At 57.2% G+C, this 22,265-nt stretch carries 14 protein-coding genes and 1 pseudogene; 2 read left to right on the top strand and 13 right to left on the bottom strand.

Going from position 1 to position 22,265, the window contains the following annotated elements:
* Positions 1-9: 9 nt before the first annotated feature.
* The 8 genes from HNR60_RS03510 to HNR60_RS03545 form a co-directional block, all read right to left on the bottom strand.
* A complete protein-coding gene (locus HNR60_RS03510; RefSeq protein ID WP_246432798.1) occupies positions 10-1,188 on the bottom strand; it encodes a restriction endonuclease subunit S in 1,179 nt (392 codons plus the stop codon).
* 5 nt (positions 1,189-1,193) lie between these two features.
* Positions 1,194-2,738 (bottom strand): type I restriction-modification system subunit M, encoded by a 1,545-nt coding sequence (locus HNR60_RS03515; protein ID WP_184254309.1) that lies wholly within the window; start codon positions 2,736-2,738, stop codon positions 1,194-1,196.
* A gap of 157 nt (positions 2,739-2,895) precedes the next feature.
* Positions 2,896-3,816: an ASCH domain-containing protein gene (locus tag HNR60_RS03520; RefSeq protein ID WP_184254311.1), complete on the bottom strand. Its 921-nt coding sequence runs from the start codon at positions 3,814-3,816 to the stop codon at positions 2,896-2,898.
* Positions 3,813-6,800, bottom strand: coding sequence for an SNF2-related protein (locus HNR60_RS24050; RefSeq protein ID WP_184254313.1), 2,988 nt, complete (start codon positions 6,798-6,800; stop codon positions 3,813-3,815). The genes HNR60_RS03520 and HNR60_RS24050 overlap by 4 nt, the downstream gene beginning before the upstream one ends.
* Complete coding sequence (locus HNR60_RS03530; protein ID WP_184254315.1) at positions 6,800-8,161, bottom strand: EH signature domain-containing protein; 1,362 nt, start codon at positions 8,159-8,161, stop codon at positions 6,800-6,802. The genes HNR60_RS24050 and HNR60_RS03530 overlap by 1 nt, the downstream gene beginning before the upstream one ends.
* A 26-nt stretch (positions 8,162-8,187) precedes the next feature.
* Positions 8,188-9,060, bottom strand: a complete 873-nt coding sequence (locus tag HNR60_RS03535) for an OmpA/MotB family protein (protein ID WP_184254317.1) — start codon at positions 9,058-9,060, stop codon at positions 8,188-8,190.
* A 10-nt stretch (positions 9,061-9,070) separates the two neighbouring features.
* A complete protein-coding gene (gene zorA, locus HNR60_RS03540; RefSeq protein WP_184254319.1) occupies positions 9,071-11,260 on the bottom strand; it encodes an anti-phage ZorAB system protein ZorA in 2,190 nt (729 codons plus the stop codon).
* Positions 11,261-11,473: 213 nt separating this feature from the next.
* Positions 11,474-12,565 carry a tyrosine-type recombinase/integrase gene (locus HNR60_RS03545; RefSeq protein WP_184254321.1) on the bottom strand — a complete coding sequence of 364 codons (1,092 nt, stop codon included), beginning with the start codon at positions 12,563-12,565 and terminating at the stop codon, positions 11,474-11,476.
* Between the two features lie 366 nt (positions 12,566-12,931).
* On the opposite strand from HNR60_RS03545, the gene HNR60_RS03550 reads away from it, so the two are divergent.
* Both HNR60_RS03550 and HNR60_RS03555 read left to right on the top strand, forming a co-directional pair.
* Positions 12,932-13,273 (top strand): helix-turn-helix domain-containing protein, encoded by a 342-nt coding sequence (locus HNR60_RS03550; protein ID WP_184254323.1) that lies wholly within the window; start codon positions 12,932-12,934, stop codon positions 13,271-13,273.
* Positions 13,263-14,525: a HipA domain-containing protein gene (locus HNR60_RS03555; protein ID WP_184254325.1), complete on the top strand. Its 1,263-nt coding sequence runs from the start codon at positions 13,263-13,265 to the stop codon at positions 14,523-14,525. The genes HNR60_RS03550 and HNR60_RS03555 overlap by 11 nt, the downstream gene beginning before the upstream one ends.
* A gap of 459 nt (positions 14,526-14,984) precedes the next feature.
* Here HNR60_RS03555 and HNR60_RS24370 read toward each other — a convergent pair whose 3' ends face one another.
* The 5 genes and pseudogenes from HNR60_RS24370 to tnpB form a co-directional block, all read right to left on the bottom strand.
* Entirely contained in the window at positions 14,985-15,887 is a 903-nt protein-coding gene (locus HNR60_RS24370) for a TIR domain-containing protein (protein WP_184254327.1), read from the bottom strand.
* Positions 15,859-16,686 (bottom strand): response regulator, encoded by an 828-nt coding sequence (locus HNR60_RS03565; RefSeq protein ID WP_184254329.1) that lies wholly within the window; start codon positions 16,684-16,686, stop codon positions 15,859-15,861. The genes HNR60_RS24370 and HNR60_RS03565 overlap by 29 nt, the downstream gene beginning before the upstream one ends.
* Positions 16,683-18,521, bottom strand: a complete 1,839-nt coding sequence (locus HNR60_RS03570; protein ID WP_184254331.1) for an ATP-binding protein — start codon at positions 18,519-18,521, stop codon at positions 16,683-16,685. Before HNR60_RS03570 ends, HNR60_RS03565 begins: the two co-directional genes overlap by 4 nt.
* A 1,321-nt stretch (positions 18,522-19,842) precedes the next feature.
* Positions 19,843-20,857 (bottom strand): annotated as a pseudogene (locus HNR60_RS03575) (IS66 family transposase).
* A 122-nt stretch (positions 20,858-20,979) separates the two neighbouring features.
* Positions 20,980-21,336 (bottom strand): IS66 family insertion sequence element accessory protein TnpB, encoded by a 357-nt coding sequence (gene tnpB, locus HNR60_RS03580; RefSeq protein WP_184254333.1) that lies wholly within the window; start codon positions 21,334-21,336, stop codon positions 20,980-20,982.
* Positions 21,337-22,265: the final 929 nt, after the last annotated feature.

Genomic DNA, 22,265 nt, shown 5'->3' on the forward strand with positions numbered 1-22,265 from the left:
ATTGTCCGTTCAGAGTTGGCCGGAAAAGGCGCGAGATTGGAGGGAGGAGAAAGAGGAATCTAATAATCTCATATGACGCTTGCTTACAGCACGTAACGCCTCGATTGAGGCGAGAGCGTCAGAATAGGCTCGTTGGATTTTGGCGTCAGGAATAAGAATCGGGATCGACTGCATCTCCTTCGCATTGATATTAGCCATTCCGACGATGCTCTTTGCCATGCCGCGGAGGGTTGCTTTTCCGTGCCTGGAATTCAGATAGCTTGCAACGTAATATGGACTGACACCCTTCTTAACGCGGGCGCGGACAAGATAGCCTGCGAAGGCAAATCTCTCGTCGCGATCAAACACAGCCGTCTTTCCGACCAAGTCGGCGCTGTTCGTCCGGTTAAAAAGTATGTCACCGCGCCTTACCGTATATTTTTCAAGATCCTTGTCATCCAAGTCGATATACTTGAGGCTTTCGAAATTCATCCTTCCGTCAGCTGTCAGATTGCCCATCCTCAGGATGGGATAGTCTCCCTTCTCGCCTGCCTTTTCGCTTGTTCCGTATTGGGTATCTTCGAGAAGGTCGCTGATCCGGCCCTGCTTCCAACCTTTTGGATTGCTCTCTGGACTACCGAACATCTCCAGAAAGATTGACTGGATAAGATTATCGAGGAGGTCGAGGGCGTGTTTGCGCTTGCGGCGCAGCGCATCCGCCTTGTCCAGGATCGCCGCGATCCGTCGCTGCTCGTTGAGCGGGGGAAGAGCTATCGGCGTGTCTGCGATCTCCCCCGATCGAATTCGCGGCAACTGGCCGGGCGTCGAGTCGACAGGTGCGGTCTTCAGGAATTGTTCGCTTCGAAAGAAATGAGCGATGTAATTTCGATCAACGTTCTCGCGAGTGATGAATACATACTGATCAACGGAGCAAATTCCGTCGAATTCCGCAGTCCAGACTTTGTTGAGGTAAGGCCTCAGATATCCATAAACGATGTCGCCGGCAAAAAAGCGGGCACGGCGCCCTGTCAGCTCGGTTAAGTCGACTTTCTCAGCGCCAATTCTGATTCCGGTGTTGCGTTCTACGTGCTCCAATCCAACGAAGATCGCTTCACCCTTCGGATTATCCTTCGGGTGCACGATATCGTTTCGGAAATCGATCAAATCGCCGAGCCTAGTCAGCTTCGAGAAGCTGCGCCCGGAATTCATGACGTTCACGACAGCATCGCCTCCAACTCGTCCAATCCGTCCGCGATCTCTTGCTCCAGCGCTTTCATCTCGGCAATGATCTCCTTCGGCGGCCGGTGCTCGGTGGCCTCGTGCACCACCTTCTTGTAACGGTTGAGCGAGAGGTCGTAGCCGGCCGCGGTGATCTCGGCTTTCGGCACGCAAAAACTCTGCGCTGTGCGGGAGCGTCTGCGTTCACTGCTATCGCGACAGGACCAACGCGATGCGATGTCAGGTAAGTTGTTCTTAGCGTGTTCTGCCCGATTGAGGGCTGCCTTCGGCCCGATGCTCTCGACCGGCAGCAGCGGGTTGCGTTTGTCGTCCAGTGAAAAGCCGTCGGCCTGGCAGTCGTAAAACCAGACCTGATCGGTGCCGCCGGAATTGGTCTTGGTGAAGAACACAATCGCGGTGGAGACGCCGGCATAGGGCCGGAACACGCCGGATGGCAGCTTGATGATGCCGTCGAGCTTGTGGTCCTCCACCAGCATGCGGCGGATTTCCTTGTGCGCGGTGGAGGAACCGAACAGCACGCCATCCGGCACGATCACCGCCGCGCGCCCGCCGGGCTTCAGCAACTTCAGGAACAGCGCCATGAACAGCAGCTCGGTCTTTTTGGTCTTGACCACCGCGAGCAGATCTTTTGCAGTGGTCTCGTAATCCAGCGAGCCGGCGAACGGCGGATTGGCCAGCACCAGCGAATAGCGGTCCGAGTCGCTGACATGGTCCTGCGACAGCGAATCCTTGTAGCGGATGTCGGGATTGTCGACGCCGTGCAGCATCATGTTCATCGAGCCGATCCGCAGCATGGTGCTGTCGAAATCGAAGCCGTGAAACATCTCCTCGTTGAAATGCTCGCGCTTAGCGGCGTCGTGAAAAAGTTTGGGGTGATTGTCGCGCAGATATTCGCCGGCCGCGACCAGGAAGCCGCAGGTGCCGCAGGCGGGATCGACGATCACGTCCTTCGGCCCCGGCGCCATCATCTCCACCATCAGCGCGATGATGTGGCGCGGGGTGCGGAACTGGCCGTTCTGGCCGGCGGTGGCGATCTTCGACAGCATGTATTCGTAGAGGTCGCCCTTGGTGTCGCGATCCTCCATCGGGATGTCGGCTAACAGATCAACCACTTTGGCCAGCAGCGCCGGCGTCGGGATCGTGAAGCGCGCGCCCTTCATATGCGTCGCATGCGCGGTGCCGGCCTCGGCCATGTTGCGCAGGAACGGGAAGACGTGCTCGGAGACGATCTCGAACATCGTGGCGGGATCGTTGTTCTTCAGCTTGGACCAGCGCATCGCCTCATAGGCGACGCCCCCCTTCTTGCCGAGCCCGTCTTTGCCCTCGGGGAAAATCCGCCGGGCGATCGGCTTCCTCAGCCGGGTCGCCTTGTTCTCCTCGAGGATCTGCGCCTCGTCCAGCCCGCGCATGAACAACAGGTAGGTGATCTGCTCGATCACCTCGAGTGGATTGGCGATGCCGCCCGCCCAGAACGCATTCCAAACATGGTCGATTTTAGATCGTAGATCGCCGGTCAGCATGAAGTCCCCAAAGCCATTCGCAACTCTCGCTTACTAGAGATTGGCAGATTCACGAAGCTGCAACCAGATCAAGCGGCGGAGGACAGCCAAGGCGCAATCGTACCCCGAACAATGCAATATGGCATTGATTATTCAGTACAAATGTTCTTCTGGTCGTCTATTTGCCGCGAATGATTTCGACCAGCTTGCCGAACAACTCCCCTGCACGATGCTGGTCCAGCAGCCAGCCGTGCCCGAACGGCTCACCAACCGGCTGCCGCTCCTTGAAGGCGCGGAACGCGCTGTGGCGCATGCGATGGTCGTGGGTGCTGGCGTTGACGAAGCGCTGCACACCGCGGACGCCAGCGATAGCATCCGCGAGGCGGCCGTCGAGCGCCGGCGCGAGGAAGATCTGGAAATGCGACGCAGACCGCGCCATTCGGTTCAACAGCACGATCTGGTCGCCTGCCCGCGATGGCACGGCGAAGCAGCGCATCTTGCTTGTGTCAGATCCGAGCGTCTTGACCTTGACGCCGAGCCGATCGGCGGTCGCGACGAGTTCGGCTTCCAGTGCTGGCGAAATCTTAGCTTTCCGGCCGCTGTCGCGATCGGACTCCCGCGCCACAGCTTCCGGAGCATCGGATGCTTGAACCGAACGAAGCCTTGTCGGCTGCGGTGCGGCTTTGGAGGCCACCAGTCCCGGTTCAGACCGGCTTGTCTGCCGCGCACGGGCGATCGACTGGCTAGTGTCGGGATCAAGGTTGACCCAGGTAACTGCGCCGCTGGGATGAAGATAGGGCACGGGCGACGACAGCGGCCTCGCATTGATGATCAGCCAGGGGAATAGCCAGCCATTCGCAATGGCGCTCGCCTGTTCGGCGGGCGGCACGCGGTGGAACTGAACCGACTCGGCGAGTCCCTGTCGATCCAGCCGAGGCAGGCTGTCGACAAGATCAGCGACGCCCACGATCTGGCTGCTGCCTTTTCGGATCAGCGCGATTTCGCCGCGCATGGTGGTCTGCTGGGTGCGCAACTCCCACGTCTTGCTGCCGTTCAGGATCATGCCGATCCATGGCTCCCTGATAATCAGACCCTTCATTGCGGCGAACCGGCTCCAGACGTTCCGACGGCCTCATCGAAGAGCACACCGACGTCGGCCTCCCCGACCGGTGGCGCCAACATGTGCCGCGACAGCGAGCGCCTGCGTTCAAGCAATCTGTCGAGGTTGGCGTCGAAGGACCTATCGCCGAGCGACGGATGCAACGCCATCGGCACATGGATGGTCACCGGCTTGGATTGCCCAATGCGGTAGACGCGATCGTTGCATTGATCCTCGACGGCCGGATTCCACCAACGGCTGAGATGGATCACATGGTTGGCTGCTGTGATGGTCAGGCCGACACCCGCGGCCTTTGGCGAAAGCACCATCAAATTGAAGCCCGGCGGTCCGTTCTGAAAGCGATCGACAATGTCCTGGCGTTTCGCACCCGGTGTCGTCCCGTTGATAATAACTGGCTCCGATCTCAACCCGAGCAGCGTCGCAGCAGCAGCCGCAAAGGTCGTCTGGACGTCGCGATGTTCCAGAAATACCAGCGCCTTCTCCCCGTTCTTCTCGATCGCCCTGAGTATCGAGAACACCTGCCGCACCCGGGCGGACTCGGTGACCCATTTGGTTGCCGCTTCCGGATCATACGGGTCGATATCACCGCCTCCGTTGGGGTGCAGCGAAATCGAGCGAAGCGCATGGATCACCTTCAGCATCGTGCCCGGCGTTCGATCACCGGACTGAGCCTCCCGGACAGCTCGCGCATAGGCATCGCTTTGCTCTGGCGGCATGTCAACACGATAGGGCTTGATGCTCTTGACCGGAAGGCCGACGAGAATCTGGTCCTTCATCCGCCGCAGCATGATGGCAGGCAGACCAAGCCGCGATTCATCGAGCTTTGCCTTAAGGTCCTTCAACGCGTCATGGGCGTCCTCCGTGTGCGTTGCGGAGAACGTCTTGAGGTCACCGAGATAACCTGGCGCCACCCGGTCCATGATGCACCAGAGATCTTCCAACCGATTTTCGATCGGCGTCCCGGTCAGGCCGAGCACGAAATCCGCATTGATCGCCTTGGCGGCATGGGTGTTGATCGTCCCCGGAGACTTTACCTTCTGCATCTCGTCGAAAACGACAATCGAGCACGGAACACGCGCAAAGGCACGATGATTGTCCGCGAGCGTCTCGTAGGTCGTCAGGATCCAATCGGCATCGCGGAGACTGTCGACATCCAGCGCGTCTTCAGGCGTCCATTCGGCCGTCTTCGCGCTCTTGAGCTGTTTGAGTCCGGAGCCGAACGCATCGACGCGGTCTCCAAGAACATGTGGTCCAAGGTGGAGCTCCGCCTCTGCAGCCCAGTTTCGCAACAAGGCGGTCGGCGCTACGATCAGGATCGGACCTTTGGCCGGGGTGCCCAAAGTTCCGCGAGCCTTCTCGGCGGCGTTGCTTCGAACCCAAGCCATGAAAGCCAAGGCCTGAAACGTCTTGCCAAGACCCATGTCGTCGGCAAGCAGGACGCCCGGCCAGCCTGCTTCCCAAGCGTCAACGAGCCATTTGAAACCTTGCGTCTGATGCGGCTTCGGCCGCGTGAGAGCCAAGCAGGCAATCGGCAATTCCCGACTGATCGCTACAGGTCGACGAGGGTGACTAAATTGGTACTCAACGCCATCGATATTCTGCTTGAGAATGAGGACGTTCTCATCGACAACAGCGCCCCCCTCGTCTTCCGGGTGCTCCGGGCTTGGATCAGCACCCGGCCCCTTCGTTTCGGGGCGCAGTCCACCCACCGCAGCCTCGACTTCCGCGACAGAGTAGACTTCCTGATCGATGGCGACGTCAGCGCGATCTTCCCGCTTTGCGACGTCAACCTGCTCGATAATTTCGTCCAGCCGCTCGGGCGTCAGTTCGATCGTTCGCCCGCGCAAAGTGACAGGAAACGTTTCGGGAGCCCATTGCCCAGCCTTCTTCTGCAACCATGGCAGCTTTGGCGGATCCCATATGCCCAAACCGAGCACGCGCTCCGAATATTGCTTGGTTTCCACGAAAAGACCTACCGCGGCCTGATCCGCATCGTCACGTCCTAGGGCCGCTGCGATGGCTGGCCGGGGATTGCGCAGGAAACTACGCCGCGCTTCCGGAGAGGCCTCCCGCATTTCGCGAACCACGTCGAGCGCGACCTTCAGGTCTTTGTCCAAAATGACGAAAGTATTTCGGGAAAGAACGTAGGCGTCGCGCGTCTTATCCGACGGACCGAATCGCTCGTTGGCAAACCTTCTTTGCAACTCCGGCGGAAGCAGCGCATCTGCAATATCATCGCGTAGTTCGCTATCAAGGACCTCCCCGTCATCTTCAGCGGGAGCGTTGTCATCCAGAGACGGCGCCTTGTTACGCCCCATCAGAACAGGCACTAGGTCAGGCCCGTTTGCGGTCTCGCGGGCATCGAGCGCGAAGCTGCCAGCCTGATAGATTGTCAGCGAACCGAGGAAGCCGTCTGCCTTCACTTCCGATCCGGTGACTTCCCTAAGAGCGAGCTGAACCGGCTGCCATTTCGTGATACGAGCCTCGATATCGCTGCCGACGCTTTCATTGAAGCCATCGATAGCCTCGAGCAGCTCGAATAGTGAAGAAGACAGGCGAGAAGTTTGATCCCCTACCTGAACAAACGCTCCCACCCGCTTGGCTGAAACGGGTCGGGTGTGCTCGTCAAACCATCGCGCCCGAATGGTGCCATCTGGGGTGTCAACACGTCCATCAAATGTCAACGTCACCGACAGCATGGAAAGCGCGGGCATATTGAGCTGGTCGGCAATCGACGCCGGTAGCTTCGCGACGTTAGCGTGTGGCAACAAGACATAGTCTTCCCCCGCCCGCCCCTCCAGGCTGTTAACAGATGCCATCAGCACGCGCGCAGCAACGCCAGCGCCGCCGCGTTCGCCAGCCCAATCGCAGACAGGAACTGCTACCCACTTCAGCAGACGCCGCCGTTTCGCTTCAATGCGAACGACATCAGGAAGAAAAGAGCATGAAAATGTAAGCGTCACTATTTCACCTGATAGTCGCTTTGAGGAATTCGAACGCCGGTCATCTGATGGAGCTTTCCTGCAACCTTCGACTGCCAAGCATAGACATCTGCACCGCTGTGGGTAATAGCGAAGACCGGCTCCGCAAGACTAGGAGACTCGCCGTTCGGCGACCGAAGATCTGCGGCATGGTAGGTGCTTAAGTGCAGCGTGGGAGAGCCGCGCGCTTCAGAATCGTTCCAGATTATGCATCGGCCGTTATGGCTCCATTCCGCAACAACGCCACGTCCGATGCGCAGCAAGAGAACGGCGTGCCCCTTATCGACGGGGCCACCATCAAAAGTCGCAAAGGAGATTTCCTTGCCAAAGGTGCGGCGCGCGGCGACAGCTCCAAGAGGTCCAAATACAACCCAGGCATCCGAAATGAGCCCCCGCTCATAAACTGCCCCCCAGAAGGCGCGCCGATGCTTCCACATTCTGGCGACGGCAGTTCGATCCACCACCTCAAGGAACTGCCTGAGTGACTGTTTTGTCAGCCAACGACGGACAATTGTTGCCGCCTCTCGCATCCGCGCCCACTTCGCTGGTTGCGATCGTGGATCTCCGAAGAGACGGAGCAGAATTGCCAAAAACTTATCTGTGACGCCCTCCTCGGGCGTGGAGGCGCCAAACGGAAGCAGTAAGGCTTCCGCAACCAGCGGCCCATGCTCCTGAAACAACAACTCTCGTCCGTCCCGGAGCGCAAATGTCTTGACCCATTGCAGCCGAACGTCGTGGCGCGGCTCCTTCCCGTCTCGCATCTGTTCCAGCGCCCGGGCAATGCAACATTTCGAAAAACCAGACTGCGCGTTCACGGCCCCCAGCCCATAGCCGGACAGCACCTCGGTCGGTGAGATGCTGCGCTCGACGGCCATCCGCGCCAGGTTCTGCGGCCCTTCCACAACATCGAACAGATTAAGATCGTTCTGGAGAGGTCCCCACGGCCTCCCCATACTGCCAGCTAGACGCATCAGAACAGCAGAAATTTCTGCGATTCGGGGCCGATCAGGCGCATAGCCCGACATGTAGGACGAGGCCAACGCCCGAAACGGCTGCTTCTTCCCCGAGATCTCCGTGGCTCTTACCAAGGACGTGACGGCGGGACTGCTTGACGCGATGGCGGGGACTGTCTCCCAGAGGCACCAGGCCGCATCCCGCGCTTCACGTCGCGTCAACTCACCCGTGGAGATTACCTTTTGCAATATTTCCCTGGCAACGAGATTGTAGTTTTTACTGGCCCTGGGTGAATCGGCTCCCAAGACCGCTGAACCGATCTCCTCGGCTTCACGCGCGGTACGGGTGATCGGCGGTATCGCCAAGGCAGGCAGACGGGCGGTTGGCAAGGCCCGTATCGAAGCCTTTAAGCCACTCACTTGCGAGCCCCGCTTGCCGTTACAAGTCGGTCGATCTCAACTTTCATCGAATCCGTCAGATTGATGATCTGCTTGAGGCGCTGCTTTGAGTCGACTTCCATAACAAAGCGGAGATCGATTCGACGATTCCTGGCCCAGGCTTCGCGGTTTTCATTTGGGTCGATCGGTCGGGTAGATGCATAACCAGAAACTGAAATGATCTCCTCATTGCGCGTGTTGCGCAAAGCACGCAGACTGGGAGCGAAATTGACGATCTCACGATAAGTATTCACCGACCTTTCAACCGAGAGCTGCCAGTTATAGCGATCGTCGCCTCCTCTCGCGCCGGTCGAATCGGTGTGTCCCTCGATAAAAACGGTCTCAATGCTCGACTCGAGCCCCGTTCGGCACCTGTTCTGTCCGCCGATGATCTGACACGCCACGTAATTCGGGATCACCTTTTCAAGAACGCGTGCGATCCGGTCGACATTCAATTTGGCTCTGTCCAAGAGGATCGACTGGCTGGCATCGAACCGAACAGCGTCTTCGGTGAGACGCAAAACGCCGTTCGCTTCATCGATCTGGACATCCATCCCGTCCGCTCTGAGCTCAGACTTTAGGGTCGTCAGGAGCTTGCGGCGGGTCTCCTGGCTTCTGTCCATGGACGCAATTTCTGCCTTCACGTCCTTCTGCAGATCATCAAGCTTGCGCGCCACTTCCCGCGCGACGTCGATAGCATTGTCCTGCACATCGGTCTTGGTTCGGAAGTCAAGAGCGAAGATCATCAACATGATGATGAAGATGAACAACACGCCGACCATCATGTCGGTCATGGAGACAAAGTAATTCTCGCCGTCTTCAGATTCCGACGCGCCCTCGTCCGCGATCATGATTCAGGCCTCATGCACCGGCTGACGAATGAAGAACGACTTTCAAATCCGAAACTGACTCACCGAGCTCCTCGGTATTGCTCCTCAACTCTTCCAGAAATGGATTCAGTCGCGAAATTGCGGTCGCAAAACTCTCGTCGACCTTTGACGCATAGGAGACCAGCTGCTGACCTTGGGTGCTAACCGCTTCCGAGAGATCACCGATAGCCTTCCCAAGATCCTCATCGACACGTTCAAACCGTTCGGAATATCCCGTCCATACCGTGGAGAGCTGCCCGATATGCGCCCCTAAAGCCTCGGCAAACTGAGCCGCCGACTTTTGTCCTTCCTCGAAGCTTACGACCGACCGGGACACTGAATCGGCAAGCTTCGAGTTCGCCTCGACAACGCTCTCCGAAATGCGCTCGCCGGCAACTGACACGGCGGAAGTCAAGATCTGGGTCGCGCCAGCAATCTTCTCGCCTGACAGCAAAAGCGGACCTGACGCGGAGCGAACATCCTGAGCCGTTGCGCCGAATGCGTCGGCGGCCAAGCGGGTCTGGTCGGTGGCATCCCTCAGAGCTGTGACCTGAGACGCCATTCCCAGCTCGACGCTGCGGACCGCACTCGCGAAAGTCCCCAGCTCAGTTCGTACGGATTGCATTGCCGCGGCAAGGCCATCCCTCAATGCGTTGGCCGCCTCACTTGATGCTGCCGCGACGGCACTCACCGCACCAGCCTGCGCCGAGCCGACCATTGCGTTGGTGTCGCTCAACCGTTTTGACATATCCTGGTGGTAAGAATCGAGGCCCCCGCGGAAATTCTCGACCTGACCTTCCAGTTTACCCATGACGCGTGCCATGGCCTCCTCGATCTTCCCCGAAGCGCCCGATGCTGCTTGCCCAAGCTGTTCGTCCACCTTCTGATTGGCTCTCTCAAACGTGTCGCGTAACGCTCCTACGACGTCCATGAGCGCCTTTCGGCTCTGCTCGGAGCTCTCGTTCATCCGTCCACCGGCATCCGAGACCAGTCGATTCAGGTTCTCGGCGGCTTCAGTCATTCGGCGCCCGAAGTCTTCTCCCGTCCGGCCAATCCCGCCTTGTGCTTCAACCAACGCGCCCTGCATCGTTTGCAACGTTTTTGTCAGTTCCCGAAGTTCATCGCCGGCTCCGACCTGGAGTGTCTTGCTGAATTCTTTCATGAGGCCGGAGACACCGCTCTGGCTCGAGTCAGAAAGTCTCGCCATTGCGTCGTCGATACTGGCCGCGACGGGAGCCATCGCGGTCGCAAGAGCCGATTGGATCTGCGGCGAAATCTTCTCACCCATTCGGGCAAAGAAGTCAGCGCTGTTGATCTGCTTCAGCTCGGTTAGCTGAGCACTCAGAGTTTCGTTCATATCCCATGCGATCGACTGCGATGAAACGATTCGCACTCGCTGCTCGATCTGGTGATTAAGCCGATCGAAAACGGACTCGATCCACACGATGTAGAATCGAAATAGGATGGACAGGACGATCGACGATCCCAAGCCCGCAATGGACGTCGTGAACTTGAAGGTCGCTACTTTCAACAGCTGCCGGGTGGCCGTTTGCATGCCGTTCGCATCGCTGCTGCTGACAGCTGCCGACGCCTGCTGAAGCGCGAGAACGAGTCCGATAAACGTGAGAAGCAGCCCGACGCCAACGAAATAGCCGGGGATGCTGCCCATCATCTTCAATCCGGCAAGCTGCTCTCTCGCTACACCAAAATTCAGAAGGCTGCCGGGGCGCACTGTGGCATGGATTACTTTTGCTCCCGGTATTCGGACCATCGTTTGGTCGAACACCCGCCACGCCGCCCCAATCAATGGGTGCTTTGCAAGGCGCTGGTCGATTGCATCGAAATTCTCGGAAAATTGGGCTGAGTTTCGCGCGCTCTTGATGCGCCGGGTGGCATCAGAAATTGCGAGTGAAAAGAGCACCACGTGCACAACGAAGTATGCAACAGCCAGCCCTAGGGCAACCACGCCGATTAGGAAGGCCAGCGCAAATGCGAATTCGGGGGAACTCAGACCCTCAACATGCCCGGTGGAGACGGCGGCGCCGATAGTCTTTTGGATGAGAGGGAAGTCGAGAAACGGGATTGTCAGCGAACTGGCGTAAACTGTGGTCCCAACTATGCTCCAGAACAAGAGAAGACGAATCGCCCCGTTCCAAAGAACGCGCGAAGAGAAAATTTGCATTTCAAGACTGCCCGGCGGTTAATATCCGACCGTCTTATGACCTCATTTCTCAGTGCAACGCAATCGTGTAGTTGTACAGGCAATTCTCTTGCGAAAACGATCGGTGAAGTGGTCGGCTAGGCTTCACAAACTTAGAGTCTGGATTGACCGCCGCGCCGCATAAGACGCCACGGCGGAAATTGAGCTTACGCGCGCCTCATCGGCCATAGAGAACTAACTCGGTTTCTCCACCTCCGTGGCCGGAAACAACCTTGATCTCTGCTCAGCAGGTGTCGGATTCAAGTACCTCATAAGAACCGCGACCGTCTTGTGACCGCTCTGTCGCATCAACGTCTTCAGGTCGGCACCTCGCGCCGCCATCCTCGACAATGCTTCATGCCGCAGATCGTGAATTCTCAAATCCTGACACCCTGCCGCGACCCTGATCTCATTCCGCCAGGCGTCTTTGGCGACCCAGTCCGTGAAACGGAAGACCTTGCTGTCGGCGGGCTCCCCGTCGGTCAGGTCGAGCAGACCGGCGTAGGCTCGGTCCGAAAGCGCAACGTGCCGCGCGGTGCCATTCTTTGAGTCGGGAATGCATACAAATCCGTACTCCCGTCGAATCCAGGCGCATTCAATTGAGACTGCCTCTCCAAGCCGCATTCCAGTGTCGAGGAGAAGCGGGAAGAGCGCGCGCCACTGCCGACGGGTCGGGTCGACCGAAAGCCCCTCAATGGCCTTCGTGATTGCCTCCTCCTCGCCATCGAAGAGCCGCCGTTCACGGTGCCCGGTGGGCTGCGGCACACCTCGCCGCCGCTTTCGAAGCGAGGCGATCGGATTGGCGATGTCCACGGACTTTTCGTGAATCAGCCATTCGTACACAGCCGAGATGGTATTGAGGTTGTTCCTGATCGTTGATGCGGACTTACCAGCCTCGTTGCGGGCATCCCGGAAATCGACAAAGTCGGACACGGTCAGATCCCGGATGCGTTTTTGCGCGAATTCCTCCCGGGCGAACATCTGAAGCATTGCAGCTTCCTGCGAGGCGCCCTTTTTCTCGGGCGTCACCTTGATCCGGTAGTCATCTAACGCCTCGGCAAAGCGCTTCTCAGGCCAACCAAGCGGCCCGTAAGCCTTGGGTTCGAGCCGAGGATCACGCCAGTTGCCGAGCTTCATGGCCGTCTCTGTCGAGCTCAGCCAGAGCTTGGCGGCATCCTTCTTTGCGAATGTTTGGCTGATCGACTTCGAGGCTGCCTGCCCCTGAAAAGTGTCCGGCAGGCGTGCCGTCGCGGTCCATTTTTTCCCGCGCTTGATCAAGGTCGACATGGCGTTTTCGGTTCCGATCTGCAACAATTCAGCAACACGTCATCGAATAAGGATAATAGCGCCATGAAATCAATGTCAATACCGGTTCGAAGACCGGCGTGCCCGCAAGACTAACCGCAACTTAACGGCGGAATCGTCGGAGGCGACGATTCACAGAAGCTAGATGGTCCGAATGGATATTGGCGGTTCTCCGTGATTGGCGTGCCGATGAAATGGCTTTGCGATAAACACGGCGGCTCCCAAGTGCTTTTGAACGCACGCCATAGCTTATTTGGTTTCTTTGAAAGCACCCGTTCTTGAGATATTCCGACAAACGATTATGCTTTTAAAGGAACCATAACGTTTTTAAGGTTCCATAGACAGCATATGGCCAACAAGAACCCGCTCTTGCAAGCTCCGCCCTACCCGGTCGAACAGGCGCTCAAGCGCCTAGGCGAGAACCTGCGCGTTGCCCGCATTCGGCGCGGGATCACGATCGAAGAGGCCGCCGAAAAGATCGGCACGGGACGCCGCGCCGTCATGGAGGCCGAGAAAGGAAAGGCATCGACGGCCTCAGGCGTCTACGTCGCCTTGCTATGGGCCTACGACCTGCTCGGCCCATTTAGCGATCTCGCCAATCCGGCCACCGACGAACAAGGGCTGGCGCTGGCGTCGGCCAAGGAGAACACCCGCGTGCGCAAGAGCAAGGGGCTGAGCGGTGATTTCTAAGGCGTCCGCCACCGAGTGCTTCGTCTACATCACCCTGCCCGGCGAAACGTCGGCGGTGACGGCGGGAAAGTTCGTGCTGAGCCAGAACGCGCGCAATGACGCACTCGGGCAGTTCGTCTACCGCAGCAAATATCTCGAGGATCCTCGCGCCGTTGAGATCGATCCCGTCGAACTCAAGCTGTCGAAACGCACCTACGAAACCGTTCGGCTGAATGGCGTGTTCGGGGCGCTACGCGATGCCGGCCCTGATTATTGGGGCCGGCGCGTCATCGAAAAGCATGCGGGCAAAGCGCAATTCGGCGAACTCGATTACCTGCTGGAATCACCTGACGACCGTGCGGGCGCCCTCGACTTCGGCGTCAACACCGAACCACCGGCGCCCAAACGCCAATTCAACCAGACAATCGATCTCGAGAAGCTGCAAGCCTTGGCGGACGCTGTGGTCCGGGACGACCTGCCGAACGATCCGCAGGCGCAACAGGTGCAGGATTTGATGCTGCTCGGCACCTCAATGGGCGGGGCCCGGCCCAAGGCCGTCGTACAAACCGACGGCGCGCTATGGGTGGCGAAATTCAACCGGGCGGACGATAGCTGGAATAACACGCGAGTCGAGTATGCCATGCTGCGTCTCGCGCGCGAATGCGGCCTCGTTACGCCCGAAAGCCGGATCGAGACCGTGGGCGGCAAGGATGTTCTTCTCGTCAAGCGCTTCGATCGTGAGAAAGCAACCAAGGGCTACACGCGGGCACGCATGGTCAGCGGCCTGACCATTCTGCGCTCCGAAGAGGCGCCAGAGGCGCGCCAGAACTGGTCTTATCCTGTCCTAGTCGAAGAACTGCGCCGCATTGTCGAGGAACCCAAGAAAGACGCCAAAGAGCTGTTCCGCCGCGTCTGCTTCAACGCGTTGATCTCCAACACTGATGATCATCCTCGCAATCACGCGATCATCGCCCAGGAGAAGAACTGGAAGCTGTCTCCGGCCTACGACCTCACGCCCTCGACGCCCGTCAGCCTCGAGCGTCGGGATCTCGCACTCGATTGTGGCGATCAGGGCCGCTACGCCAACGCCAACAACATCCTCTCGCAGCACGCACGGTTCCTGCTCGACCGGCCCGAAGCCGAGCAGATCGTCAACGACATGAAGGCTCAGGTGGAACGGGCGTGGTACGACACAATGCGCTCCCACGGAGTTTCAGAACAAGACGCTGAACGAATCAGTACCGCCTTCGTCTATCCTGGGTTTTCGCTTTAACAAGGTGGACCTGCCACTTGTAAAGGTCCTCGTTGCCCTCTAACGGACGCGGAAACGGGCATCGCACCACGACGGCGAAGCGACCGCAATCCAACGGCATCGTCGAGCGGCTGCACCGCGCTCTGCTCGAAAAGCACTTCCGAATCGAAGGTCGCCGACCTGGTTCAAGGTAGTCGCCAAGATGCAGACCGTTCTCGAAGACTGTCTGGTCGGCTACAATTAGCACCGGCCGCACCAAGGCCGCGGCATGAACGGCCCAACGCCCGTCACCGCCTTCGTCCAAGGACTGCGCAGGTCAAAGCAAAGGAAGGAAGGAAGGAAGGAAGGAAGGAAGGAAGGAAGGAAGGAAGGAAGGAAGGAAGGAAGGAAGGAAAGCCGAAATACACAAACCGCCAAAGTACGCGCCTGCTCCGCCCGTTCACCGCAACACTGTCTGCCGACTACCTTCTCTGTACAGGCTTATAGCTCAACCTGGAGCCAATCTGATCCTGATGTCGACAAATCGCAACCTGCAACGCGCAATCTACCCACGAAGGTATTTCGATCCTCGACAGCACCAGACAGTCGCAACAAATGACGACCATGAATATCACTAAATAGCTTCACATCACCGATCACCGCAAAAATCGTACTATTCGGATACCTCGCGAGGGAGAATCCCGCCTCAAAGAGAACATTGGCTCTTGGCTGCCTCCGCAATGAAGTCTCAGCTTCGTCATGCTCAGAAGCTAGTTCTCCTGACAGCCTTACTTCGTCATCTCCGGTGAGCAACACCACAATTGCTTGAGAGTGGGCCATTCCCGCATCAATCACCTCTCCGATATAGGGGGACGCTTTGCCGCACAACATCACGGCCTCCTCCCATTCCAATGGCCGCAGCCCTAAAGATCGCAAAAATCCGAATACCTTCCTTCTTGAAATAGCATCTCGGCCATGCACAACGAACACTGTCCGCGTTTTCATCGCTTCCACCTCAACCCGCAACATACGACGTTCACGCAACATTACTGATTTACCGGTCAGCTTCGTTAGAGCAGCCTCAATGTCTGCTATATTTGCCTTCGGAACAACGTCCGAAACGAAACTCATGGAAAAGCATTTGCGGACAATCGGATCCATATAAGCGGATGTGAGCACCAAGGTCGGAGGCGCCGCGCTATTTGATAAATAGCGAAGTGAGTTCACACCGTAGTCTACGCTTGATCCTACGCTCAAATCAGCGACGACACACGCTACTTTCTCCTCGCCGTCGCGGAGATACCTGATGCTATCGATCCAATTTGAAAACGCAGTAACAGACAGCCCAGCATTACTCAATCCTGCAGCCAACCGCTCACGCCATAGTTGATCGTCCTCTATCACGAGAACGCTTCCTTCTCTTGACATCTGCTGCCCTTAGTATGAACGACGAACGCGCTTCATCTCTCCGCTTTATCAAACAGTAGAATTCTTTAAAGCGCTCTGTCAGGTCAGCACCTCCTTCAGATTCGAAAGCGCCCGCATCACGACTCAGCACCACGTTCACCGCCGCCCCTATGACCTTGCTCCAACCAGTTAACTGTACCATTCCGGCTCCGACATCGCCGGCAATTGTTCCACCAATCGCCGGAAGTAACGGACACAAAGGCGTAATAGCGCTGTTCAACAACTGATGGAACTCTGACGCATTTACCCCCAATTCTCTAAGAGAAAGACCTTCCCAAATATGGTAGTCGCATTGAGCCGCGATGTAGTCGATTAACGACGCGAATTCGCCAAAACGACGCAATTCGCACTTTGACAACTCAGTTTGGATCGGCCTTACGTAGTCAGGAGGATCATAAATCTCAGCCTTCGGAATGTAGTAGTTCACTCCAAGATTGACAGCTTCAGCAGGAGCGGCATAACCCGGATAACCAGAAATCGCTATGCATCGTGTCCCTTCACCCAGGTCTCTTATTGTTTTAATCACATCGAAGCCACTGCGATCATCAGGATCATCGGTAGTCAGCATGATGTCGACCAGGGCCACACTATAGATCTTCGATCTAGCCGCTTCGATTGCCGCTTCCTTCGAAGGAAACTGATCCGTAAGACAACCGGCCCTTTCAATATTCTTGGCGTATGCTTCACGCAGCACTTCGTCGTCTTCAACTACCAGGACGCTCGGAACAACTTTCATTTCGACTGACTCCGCCTGTAAAGCTCCGCCGGACTTCCAGTAATATGCCTATCTTGGTCAAATATCTGCACTCGTGCAACAATCTCGAAGCCCACACGCCCTCCGTCACGAGAAAGGTTCTTCCACGAAACCGCCCCGCCGATCGCCTCGAAATACTCCTTTGCAGCGGCCACACCAAAGCCAGAACCATTCTCTTTGGTGCTCATGCCAAGAATTCCGACATTTTCTAGCCAGCCTTCTGGTACACCACCGCCATTGTCGGATATGGAGATGAACGCAAAAGAGATGCCTGTGCTCCTCTTCTGCATATCTTTCTCCACGACACGACGAACCCGGATCTCTATCTTACCTCTGCCAACTGACCTTTCCACGACGCGCTCTTGAACGGCTTGGACAGAATTATTCACAAGATTGTAGATGTGCTCCTGGAATATTCTCGAGGCGTACACTGTGTAGTCCTTGTCGCCTATAACTCTTATATCAATACGTTCCTGTTGAAGCTTATTCAGTGCTCTAAGTCGTCGCTTGATAGTGTCCTTCACCGGAAACGGTGCAAAATGCAGATACGAGGGCATAGATTCAACGAACGCCTGAGATTGCTTTCGTATTCCTTCAAACGAGCGTCGTATTATGTGCAGTTGTTTTTTGACTTCAGCATTGTCCATTGTTGTGTTTTGATCAAGCTGGTATTCGAGCTCCGATACACCTGTCCCAATCCCGCTAACTGGCTGCTCTACAAGGTGTCCATACATTTGACCAAGCCTTTCGAGAGTCCTCCCGAACGTATAGAGCAAAGTCAGTTCCTTATCGCGATACGCCGCAAATCTTGACGTCAGCCCGCCTATGAATGGTCCAAGCACGCACGCAAGCATTTTCGCATATCGTACGTAAATGCCGTTGAAAGCATTATCTTCTTCATGCTCAAGGTTCAGCACGCCGAATGTCCGGTCGTTGTGTTCCAATCGAATCATCAACTCCGAATGCATCTTCTTTCCCGAGAATGCCTTGTATCGCGCCGCCTCCTTTTGAGGCTTTAGAAGCAAGATTTTTGCATCACTCTCCAGCAGCAGTCCAATTGCTGAGTCCCCCGGGCGCAACTGCCTCGATATGCCGTGTGATCGCTTCGTTGCAACAATTCTCAATACGTCAGAGCTTGCATCATAGGTGAGAAGCTGAATTGCTGGCGGCGACGGTATAATCCCTTTCCAATCAGGCAGAAACTTATCAAATTCGTCCACCAGCCCCTGCCAGCAGCCAGAAGGCTGCAAATTTCTGTCAAAGAAAACACGCGACACCGCTAATTGGCACTCTGAAATTGCACTTTGATCAGAACTAACCAAGAATACGGAGAGCTGATTTGCCACTACCTTCAGAAAGGAAATCATACGTTCCTTATCTGGGCGCCTTGTTACGGGGTCATGGAAGCAAAGCAGCAGGAATAGCTCATCCTTTGCTTTCGCGATGCAATAGAGATCATTCCCAGAATAGAAAGCGCGGCTCTTAGCACTTTCGGTTACGAGCGCGCCAACAAGCTCAATCGGACGAGACTCCAGACTTTCATCAACACCAAACAATGGCACAGTCGCATCCCGCGAAAAGAGAGCCGCAGTTCCCGATTTCAACGTATACGTCTCTGATATTGCTTCAATTAGCCGTCCGAGAAAGCTTGTGAAATCCCGCCTACACGTCACGGCATCAGTAAAATTGGTCAGTATCTGGTGATCGATACTTCTGATTACTTCTAACTGAAGCTGTTGAAGGTGACTCGTCTCACCCAGCAAAAGGTCCCATAGACTGCGATTTGGAAGACCGTCCAACGTTGCGAAACGAGTCATCTGTCCTTCCAACTAACCACTGTGCGATTTTACTATTATAGATGTATTTGTGTCATAAGCAATTATCGTCGCTACTATAAAATCGTCGCCCCGACTTGGAGAGAGGGGTATTCGGCTGACGGTGCCGCAGTGAGCAGCGACTTCCTTGACGGCGTACTTTCCAACCTACTTCGCCTCCTTGGTTTTCTGTGAGGTGGCAACCTCCGACGAAGGCGGCGGTTGGCGTTTGCCCTTTCATGCCGCAGCCTGGTAGAGACGGCGCTGATATAGTTCGCCAGGTAATCGTCGAGAACGGTCCGCATCTCAACGAGGATCCCGAACCTGGTGCTGCGGCCCTCGACCCGGAAAGTGCTCATCGAGCAGTGCCCAGCGCAACCTCTCGACGATGCTGTACTGTGGCCGCTTCACCCTGGTGGTGCGATGGTCGATGTTCTTAAGTTGCAGGAACTGCTCTTAAGAGATTCGGAGTCGGCCAGACCACAGCGCTCCTGGCCGTGGTCGAACAGCGCCGTGTCGCGCCTGGCGTCGTGCGCCTCGAGTGCTGCCGCCCCTCGCGGATCGCGAAAGTTTGCTGGTTCAGTCTGCGCAAAGAGAGCCCCTTAGCGCTCAGCAGAACTGTTAGTTACGGTCCTAACTTCGTCGCTTCTTATCACCTAGAAAATTGGCGTTTTTCGCTCCAGTCTGCAACAATGCTGCAACAGGAAGCCGTAAACACCAAAATTGTCAATTTAATCAATGTCAAGACCGGTTTGAAAAACCGGCGTGCCCGCAAGGGTAGCGTGGATTTGCCCCCTGCTCCTCGAGCCGTGCAGATACCGCCCCTTCGGCCTCACCGGTCGGTCTCGATGCAAACATAACTGCTGCCTCGCGATTCAATTGTTTCAGCCGCTCCGGCGAACCAGCCAGTTGGGCGACGCGGCGGCAATTACGAATTTCAGGGAAACGGTGCAGACGGGAGGCACACTCGAAGACGCCTTCGCAACTGCGAATGACATTCACATCATCGACGTTGAAGGCGCGGCCGCGTCCAGCGCGAAGACGCCTTCGCCTGCCAAACTGTACGACTGCTGGCCTTGCTCTTCGACATCCCGGGGGGCCGCAGGAGAATTGAAATCACGAACCGTACAGCCGTCGTGAGCCGAACAGTTTCATTGGCGCCTTGGGCCTTTGCGGACTCACCCCGTGTTTCCGCTGCACCTATGTCGGCGCAACCAATGTATAAGTGCGCTATTGCTCTTTCGCCTCACTCTCTTTGTCAGGCAATCAGATTTCTGACTCGCATTATTTCTCAGGTTTGTCCGGTAAGACGTAAGCCTCGTTCTCAGGCCACGGCTCTGAGGTCTTGCTTTTGGTAAGCCCACGGCAATAGCGCCTCGATGTCGCGGTTGGGATGACCGTTGGCGATCCTGGTGAGGACGTCCGTGAGATAGCCGAGCGGATCGATGTCGTTGAGTTTGCAGGTCTCTATCAGCGAAGCGATGGTGGCCCAGTGCTCGGCGCCGCCGTCGGACCCGGCGAACAAGGCATTCTTTCGGTTCAGCGTGATCGGGCGGATGGAGCGCTCGACGGTGTTGTTGTCGAGCTCGATGCGGCCATCATCGAGGAAGCGGGTCAGGCCCTCCCATCGCGACAGCGCGTAGTTGATCGCCTCGGCGAGTTTGCCCTTCTGGCTGATCAGGCCGAGTTTTGTGCGCAGCCACGGCTCCAATGCGTCGATCAGCGGCCGGCTTTTCTGCTGCCGGACCAGGCGGCGCTCCTCGGCGCTGCGGCCACGGATGTCCTTCTCGATCGCGTACAGCGCGGCAATGCGCTGCAGAGCCTCGCTGGCGATCGGCGCATATTTGGAGACCAGGACCTGGGCGATGGTGGTTTCGGTCGGCATCCCACCCTCGATCAACCGGGCCGGCGCCAGGGCCTGCACGATGCCGTCCTCGCATTGGCGGCAAGCATATTTCGGCCGGATCGTGACCAGAACACGGAACTGCGCTGGCACGATATCCAGCCGCTCGCTCTTGTCTTCGCCGATCCGGTGCAACGCACCCTGGCAGCAGCGGCAGGTCTTGTCGTCGATGTCGAGGGTGGTCTCAATTCGCGGCAGATGCGCCGGCAGCGCGCCGCGGTTGGCTCGCCGCTTCGCAGCTCCGGCCTGTCGCGCGGCCGGTGTCACCTGCTCCGCGCCTGCCGCCTCACATGCCGCCGCCTGCTCGACGTCCTCCAGCCCCAGCAGCATCTGCTCCTCGGGCAGCGTCTCCGCCCGACGACCAAACTGGTGGCGTTGCAGGTCCCTGATGATCTGACGCAGCCGTTCGTTCTGTGCCCGCTCGGGCGAGCAGCATCGCTTTCAGCGTCTCGGAATCGTCGGGCAATCCATCGCTCGGCATGATCAAATTAGATCATATTTTCCGGAACTTTGCGACGATTCCAACGCGGCTGATTCACTTCGCCGCAGAGCCAAGTATCAACCCGGCTGCGCCGGAGTCACCGTCTCGCGTGCCGCATGGACGCGCCGCCAATCCAGCCCTTCCAGCAACGCCGACAATTGGGCGGCCGACAAATGCATCACGCCGTCTTCGATCTTAGGCCAGCGGAAGATGCCATCCTCGAGCCGCTTGGCGAACAGGCACAGACCCGTGCCGTCCCAGAACACCAGCTTGATCCGGTCCGCGCGTTTCGCCCGGAACACATAGACCGCGCCTGAGAACGGATCCGCCGCCAGGCTCTCGCGCACCAGCGCCGCCAGCCCGTCAGCACCTTTGCGGAAGTCCACAGGCTTGGTCGCCACCATCACCCGGACCGCGCCGGTCGGGCCGATCACGCGCCGGCTTTCAATGCCCGCAACACCGCGGCGATGCTACCTGCCGGGGCGCCGGGGCCGATGCGCACCATCACGCCGTCAATCGCAACCGCACTTTCCGGAGATCGTACAAGAAATCTGTTGCCGCGCAACTGTTAGTTGCGCACCATATGTAGATCACAGTACCTATTAACGCCTCAGGTGCGCGCCCGTCATAAGTCGAAACAAATGCTTCTTCGAAACTTCGCGTTATAAAGTAAGCCTTCCCCGAGGGCCGTCTTACGGGAGGTGAGCCGGGTGTGACGGCATAGACGCATGACTGCATGAATGACTATACGCTATGGGAATTTCAAAACGTTCGATGGATTGGACGTGGCGCACGTCGGCAGAGTCAGACGAATTCGTTGCGCAGAAGCTGCATACCATTCTAGTACGTAACTGATCTATTATATCGATCGCACCTCAGTAGACGAACTCGCAACTATGCAACTGCGCCAGATCAAGAAGCAGCGCAAACTCAAGGAAAATCGGACGCACATTACCGCTACGATAATCAGGCTGCGGCACGCTGCGCGCTGCAACTGCGACCCTTAGAGAAGCCGAGCGAACGAAAAGCAGAGCAAAACGGCAGATCACCGGCAATGACAAACTCATAATAACTACGAATTCAAAGCGATTGATCAAAAGCGTCGATTGAGCTGGGTGACGCGAGTGAGCTGGGTGACGCGAGCCCGAACAACTGAAAGCTTCTCTTGCTCAGAAATCTGCATCGAGAGTACTCGAATACGAATCTCATTACAATCTAGTCGTCCGTGAAGAAGGCCAATCAAGCGACCTGACGGCTCGTTGATGGCGGCGGTTTGGTTCGCATGATGGCGGCCAACCAGGCGCGCAAAAGGCTGAGCCAGAGGACCAGGAGCCTGAAGTTGTAGCCGGCGGCGGCGAGCACG

Source organism: Rhodopseudomonas rhenobacensis (assembly GCF_014203125.1).
In the GTDB taxonomy this organism is placed as follows: Bacteria; Pseudomonadota; Alphaproteobacteria; order Rhizobiales; family Xanthobacteraceae; genus Rhodopseudomonas_A; species Rhodopseudomonas_A rhenobacensis.

Bases quoted from the DNA above. Each gene is read 5' to 3' on its own strand.
- HNR60_RS03510 (WP_246432798.1), bottom strand. From the start codon at position 1,188: ATGAATTCCGGGCGCAGCTTCTCGAAGCTGACTAGGCTCGGCGATTTG.
- HNR60_RS03515 (WP_184254309.1), bottom strand. From the start codon at position 2,738: ATGCTGACCGGCGATCTACGATCTAAAATCGACCATGTTTGGAATGCG.
- HNR60_RS03520 (WP_184254311.1), bottom strand. From the start codon at position 3,816: ATGAAGGGTCTGATTATCAGGGAGCCATGGATCGGCATGATCCTGAAC.
- HNR60_RS03535 (WP_184254317.1), bottom strand. From the start codon at position 9,060: ATGATCGCGGACGAGGGCGCGTCGGAATCTGAAGACGGCGAGAATTAC.
- zorA (WP_184254319.1), bottom strand. From the start codon at position 11,260: ATGCAAATTTTCTCTTCGCGCGTTCTTTGGAACGGGGCGATTCGTCTT.
- HNR60_RS03545 (WP_184254321.1), bottom strand. From the start codon at position 12,565: ATGTCGACCTTGATCAAGCGCGGGAAAAAATGGACCGCGACGGCACGC.
- HNR60_RS03550 (WP_184254323.1), top strand. From the start codon at position 12,932: ATGGCCAACAAGAACCCGCTCTTGCAAGCTCCGCCCTACCCGGTCGAA.
- HNR60_RS03565 (WP_184254329.1), bottom strand. From the start codon at position 16,686: ATGAAAGTTGTTCCGAGCGTCCTGGTAGTTGAAGACGACGAAGTGCTG.
- HNR60_RS03570 (WP_184254331.1), bottom strand. From the start codon at position 18,521: ATGACTCGTTTCGCAACGTTGGACGGTCTTCCAAATCGCAGTCTATGG.